The sequence below is a fragment of the Moorena sp. SIO3I8 genome, from assembly GCF_010692325.1.
Taxonomy (GTDB): domain Bacteria; phylum Cyanobacteriota; class Cyanobacteriia; order Cyanobacteriales; family Coleofasciculaceae; genus Moorena.
In genome coordinates this window covers 1-4977 of sequence record NZ_JAAHHW010000223.1, presented here as the reverse complement: position 1 = coordinate 4977, position 4977 = coordinate 1, and the positions used below count along the sequence as shown (strand labels likewise).

Here is a 4977-nt window from a genome sequence, read left to right as displayed (position 1 = left end):
AGATCGGTGAGAATCCCATTAATGATGGAACGATTGTCATGTGCTGGTTTTCCTGTCCGGAGACGAAACCTTAGATAGGGTCGCCTTTATGGGCGACAGGCTATGGGTAAAAGGGTTAAAACTTATTGATTAAGGCGACCCTATCTTACGGTAACTTCGTTCCCAAGCTTTTTGAGGTGGTAATAAGGGCGCTTTGCTTTTCCCACTGTTCGTCGGTTAACTCGCCTCTGTTAGGAATCTCCATTCGTTTTTGTGCTACTTCCGTAGGTCTTTTTACTTAGCATACAACAGTTTGCAGACACGCCCTAGTGCTATGTCAATTTTGTATTTGTGGGTAAAGCCGCTTGAGACGGACGCGGGCATCTGCGGTTGTGAATTGCCAATCTACTGACTTGTGCAACCGATTGCGCTCAATGTACCAAGCCTCAGTTTCCCGTTCTAAAGTTTCACGGTCCGGAATCCGTTATCCCACGCATTGTCGGGTCCGTGACAACTCATTCTCGGCAATATTGAGCCAACTGCCATGTTTAGGAGTGTGGTGAATCTCCAATTTTTAGACCTTACGACGTGCGTATGGTGCTTCTTTGGCTGCATAGAGGGAAGCTGGTTTGTGAGTGTTTAATTGATCACATATCAAGGTGAGGGTTTCGCATTCAGGGTAATCAAGATCTAGTAAGCGTTGAATTTCCACTGCCCAATCCACTGCCGTTCTGCGCTCTCTAACTACCACCTTGCGAAGCGCCTGAAAGGGGTTCTGTAAACATGAAGATACTCGCGGTTCCATTGCGTTCGTATTCATAATCTATGAGCTCTGGATGTCCCGGTTTAGCCGGCAGGGGAGTGCGGGTTTCTTTGATCAGTTGGACAGGTTGTTCATCCATACAAATCATTGGACGTTTGGGGTCATAGGGTTGGTGATAAACCTCCAGCACATCTTCCATATCCGCCACAAAGAAGGCATTTTTTTGGGGTGGAATCACGTATTGAAACGCGCAGATGTGGTTTTAATTGGTTTTTTTGAGCTCTTGTCGCACGGTTTCGTGGCTAATGGCTGGTACAATCTCTAGCTCCACTGCTTTGTCGGCTAGGAGTCGTAAGGTCCAACGTGCTTGTCCTGCTGGGGGTTCTCCACAACGTAGAGCGATCAGTTTGGCTTGAGCCTCTGAGTCACATACCCGTTGCCGTGATGGATTCTTCTGCTGCTTTCGTTCCACTGCCGCCTCTAAACCTTGTTCGACTAATCGTTGCCGCAGATTGGCTACCGTGTTTCGGTGACAACCAAAGGTAGTTGCCGCTTGCTCGTCTGTCCATCCTTGTCCATTGATATCAATGTGAGCGCAGAAGAAGCGCGTGTTTTATTTTTTAGGCTGCTGTCTTGCCCCTGGATACCAACTGTTGGAGTTGTTGTCTTTCTTCAAGTGTTAACCGAACAATGTAACGTTTCTCCATGGTTTCTCAGATGATGGGTAATGGCAGATAAGGATTACTTCTGTATCTTCCCATCTATTCACAAAATTAAAACTGACAGACCACTAGTAGCGATGCAGCAATGGAACAGGGGGTTTCCCCCATGAGCGACTGCATCAAGACAGAGATTGGAACACCAGCACGTCCTCCCAAACCCCGTGGAAAATCGACGGGATGGAAACCTGGAAAAAAAAGAAGCAAGCGTACTCGTTATCCCGTGGGAAAAAAAGGACAAAGTACCTATAAAAAAGCGAAAAATAAGAAGACTTAGACCAAATGCATGCGTCAATTTACTAAGCTCCCAGCCCAAAAAGAAGGTTGGGCTATTTTGTCATAGTCTAAACTCCAGTATGATACCGAGTTGCATTCAAAGATAGTAGATTGGTTGGATAGGGAGATAGGGAGATAGGGAGATAGGGAGATAGGGACCCACCCCTAACCCCCTCACAGGGGTAGGTTTTTAACAAAGACGTGAGGTGTGGGGTGTGGGTTGTGGGGTGTGGGGTGTGGGGGATAAGAAAATATACTTAATTTGTCGTTAAAAATCATCATTTATTCGTTGTTTTCCTTTTCCTCTCCTTCTGAGCAGCCCCCGACCGGTCGGGGGTTGGGGGTGGGGCAGGACCCAAATGTAAAAAACCTACCCTTGTGAGCCCCTAACCCCTCCCAGGAGGCAGGGCTGTTTCATTCTCAATAAAATAGAAGATAATCAGAGATAATTAGTCTTAAGTACAAAAAATGAGGATATACCTCAAATTATGGCTCATTTCACGCTCTTGCTGCCTTGATTGAATCAAAGCCATGTGCTCGAATAAGGGTTAAAACCCAGGTTTTGAGCAAAGATAAGTTGATCGGAGCAAATCCTGATGTTTGGGGACTAATATCTTCTTCATAGATGACGTCCTTTACCCAATGAAGAGAATTTTCAATCAGCCAATGTCCTCTAATTCCATCCATCAAACGACGAGATTGAGGTGATTTTGAACTCATATAATAACTAATACTTTTGAATGGTTCATTACCACGAGTTCCACTGCGTTTGAAGTTACCGTAAGGTAGTGGAGCCTTAATCAACAAGTTTTAACCCTTCTATGCATAGCCTGCCAACCATAAAGGCTCCACTACAATCAGGTTTCGTCTCAGAGACTTTAATCACACAACCGACACCAATCCATTGTGGATCAAGATTTTCCGGTGGCTCAAACACTTCGATAATACGATAAGTATTACGGTTTCTAGTTTTTTCATGATGGGTCACTTTTTGTCGTGGTGTTTCCTGGTTTGATTCCGTTTCTATTTGTTGATATAATTTGGGTTGATTTTTTTTTACTTTAACTAAATAGTCATTCCCTGACTCGACGATAGCTGCCAGAGTTTTTTTTGACAATGAAGAGCATCAAAAGTAAAGACTACACCTGAAGTTCCCCCGTGCATTTGTACTACAAGGCCAGTGAAAGGCTATCCTAATCAGGGATTTGGGTGACCAATCCCTGACCCTTATGTGTCCATGTAATCTTTCGATTTTATTAAGATTTAGGTGAGGAGAAATTCGGCTATAATGTAGTCATGTATATAGAACGTGTTCCTAACAGAAATTCTCCCCCTGCCGTCCTCCTTCGAGAGTCTTATCGTGAAGGAGATAAAGTTCGTAAAAGAACTATAGCTAATCTGTCTAAATTACCAGATGAAGTCATAGAAAATCTACGTATTGTCCTAAAAGGAGGAGTAGCTGTTGAGAATTATGGTGAAGCTTTCCAAATTATACGTAGTCTTCCTCACGGTCATGTCGCTGCCGTTTTGGGAACTATAAATAAACTAAAATTGCCAGAATTAATTGAGAAAAAGTCTTCCCGAAAGCGCTCAATCATTCTGGCGATGATAGTGGCAAGGATCCTAGAGCCGCGCTCCAAATTGGCAACAGCTAGGGGACTAAATAAAGAGACTTGTTTTTCGTCATTGAGTAAGTTGTTAGGACTAGAATATGCCTCGGAAGATGAATTATACGAGGCTCTAGATTGCCTATTGGCTCGACTAGAGAGCCTTGAGAATAAATTGGCCAAAAAGCATCTATCAGAGGGAAGCTTAGTACTCTATGATGTCAGTTCTACTTACTTTGAAGGCAAGAGTTGTCCCCTGGCAAACTATGGCTATAGTCGAGATAAAAAGAAAGGAAAATTACAAATTGTTTTCGGATTATTGTGTAACCAAGAAGGTTGCCCGATTGCGGTAGAAGTTTTTGAAGGGAATACCAACGACACGGCGACATTAGGCAAACAAATAGAGAAAGTACGTTCTCGTTTCGGACTGAAGCGAGTGGTGTGGGTTGGTGACAGGGGCATGATTACTCAAACCCGCATCAATCAAGAGTTCTCTACCACAGAAGGGCTGGATTGGGTTACGGCTTTAAGAGGAACTCAAATACGGAAATTAGCGGAACAAGAGGTAGTTCAGCTGGGATTATTTGACCAAACTAACTTAGTCGAATTGGAATCATCTTCTTATCCTGGCGAAAGGTTAATCGCTTGTCGTAATCCGATACTAGCTGAAGCTAATCAACTCAAACGAGAACAATTATTGCAAGCGACTGAAAAAGAACTGAATGCTATTGTGGCGGCAACAAATAGAGAAAAAAGAGCGCTAATTGGCGCGGACAAAATTGGCCTGAGAGTGGGAAAAGTTATCAATCGATATCAAGTGGGGAAATTTTTTAACTTGGAGATAACTCAGAGAAGTTTCTCTTATTCACGTAAGAGAGATGTCCTCTCGGTTGAAGCTGCGTTAGATGGTTTGTATGTGATTCGGACTTCGGTGGAGGCAGAAACTTTAGATGCTCCGGCCACAGTGAAAACTTATAAGAGTCTTTCACAAGTTGAGCAGGCTTTCCGTGCTTATAAAACTATGGATTTAAAAGTACGTCCCATCTATCACCATTTAGAAAATCGAGTTAGAGCACATGTCTTTTTATGTATGTTATCTTATTACGTTGAATGGCACAGGTCGCAAGCTTTAGCTCCGATACTTTTTGCAGATGAAGAATCTGAGCAAGTCAAACTAACTACAACTGAAGTCGTCGCTCCATCCCAACGTTCAAAGAAAGCTTTATCGAAAGCTCGTAAAAAGAAAACACAAGATCAATTCCCTGTACACAGCTTTAATACGTTAATGGCAGATTTAGGGACGATTACCCTCAATACGATTAACACAAAGTTAGAGGGGAAGGATATTACCTTTGAGAAAATAACCCAAGCCACTCTCCTTCAACAAAAAGCTCTAGATTTACTGGGAATTTCGGTATTTTGTACCCAGTAAATGCCTAAGAAAAAATCCTCAATTCCAATCCAAGCATAGGTTGTGCTGTTTTGTCAAAGGGGAACTTCAGCTACACCAGTTAAATCTAATAAGTTAATTAAGTCGCGAACGACGGGAATTTCGCTTTCCCGTTTGTTTTCCATCATTTTTACCCCTAAAACTAATCTTCTTTGATGAGCAAAAGCCGAAACACAGTTGATA

At 43.0% G+C, this 4977-nt stretch carries 4 protein-coding genes and 1 pseudogene; 2 read left to right on the top strand and 3 right to left on the bottom strand.

What is annotated here, in order from left to right; genetic code table 11:
* Positions 1–316: 316 nt before the first annotated feature.
* Positions 317–1449: pseudogene (locus tag F6K51_RS35195) on the bottom strand (IS630 family transposase).
* Positions 1450–1570: 121 nt separating this feature from the next.
* Here F6K51_RS35195 and F6K51_RS35190 point away from each other — a divergent pair.
* Complete coding sequence (locus F6K51_RS35190) at positions 1571–1738, top strand: hypothetical protein (protein WP_293030241.1); 168 nt, start codon at positions 1571–1573, stop codon at positions 1736–1738.
* Positions 1739–2235: 497 nt separating this feature from the next.
* Here F6K51_RS35190 and F6K51_RS35185 read toward each other — a convergent pair whose 3' ends face one another.
* On the bottom strand, positions 2236–2541 hold the full coding sequence (locus F6K51_RS35185) for a hypothetical protein (protein ID WP_293030237.1): 306 nt from the start codon (positions 2539–2541) through the stop codon (positions 2236–2238).
* Entirely contained in the window at positions 2534–2854 is a 321-nt protein-coding gene (locus tag F6K51_RS35180) for a hypothetical protein (protein ID WP_293030233.1), read from the bottom strand. The genes F6K51_RS35185 and F6K51_RS35180 overlap by 8 nt, the downstream gene beginning before the upstream one ends.
* Before the next feature lie 179 nt (positions 2855–3033).
* On the opposite strand from F6K51_RS35180, the gene F6K51_RS35175 reads away from it, so the two are divergent.
* The gene (locus F6K51_RS35175; protein ID WP_293030230.1) at positions 3034–4776 is read left to right on the top strand and encodes an IS1634 family transposase; all 1743 of its coding nucleotides are present in this window, start codon (positions 3034–3036) and stop codon (positions 4774–4776) included.
* Positions 4777–4977: the final 201 nt, after the last annotated feature.

What these genes read in the sequence shown, in the direction of transcription:
- F6K51_RS35190 (WP_293030241.1), top strand. Translation starts at nt 1,571, where the DNA reads ATGAGCGACTGCATCAAGACAGAGATTGGAACACCAGCACGTCCTCCC.
- F6K51_RS35175 (WP_293030230.1), top strand. Translation starts at nt 3,034, where the DNA reads ATGTATATAGAACGTGTTCCTAACAGAAATTCTCCCCCTGCCGTCCTC.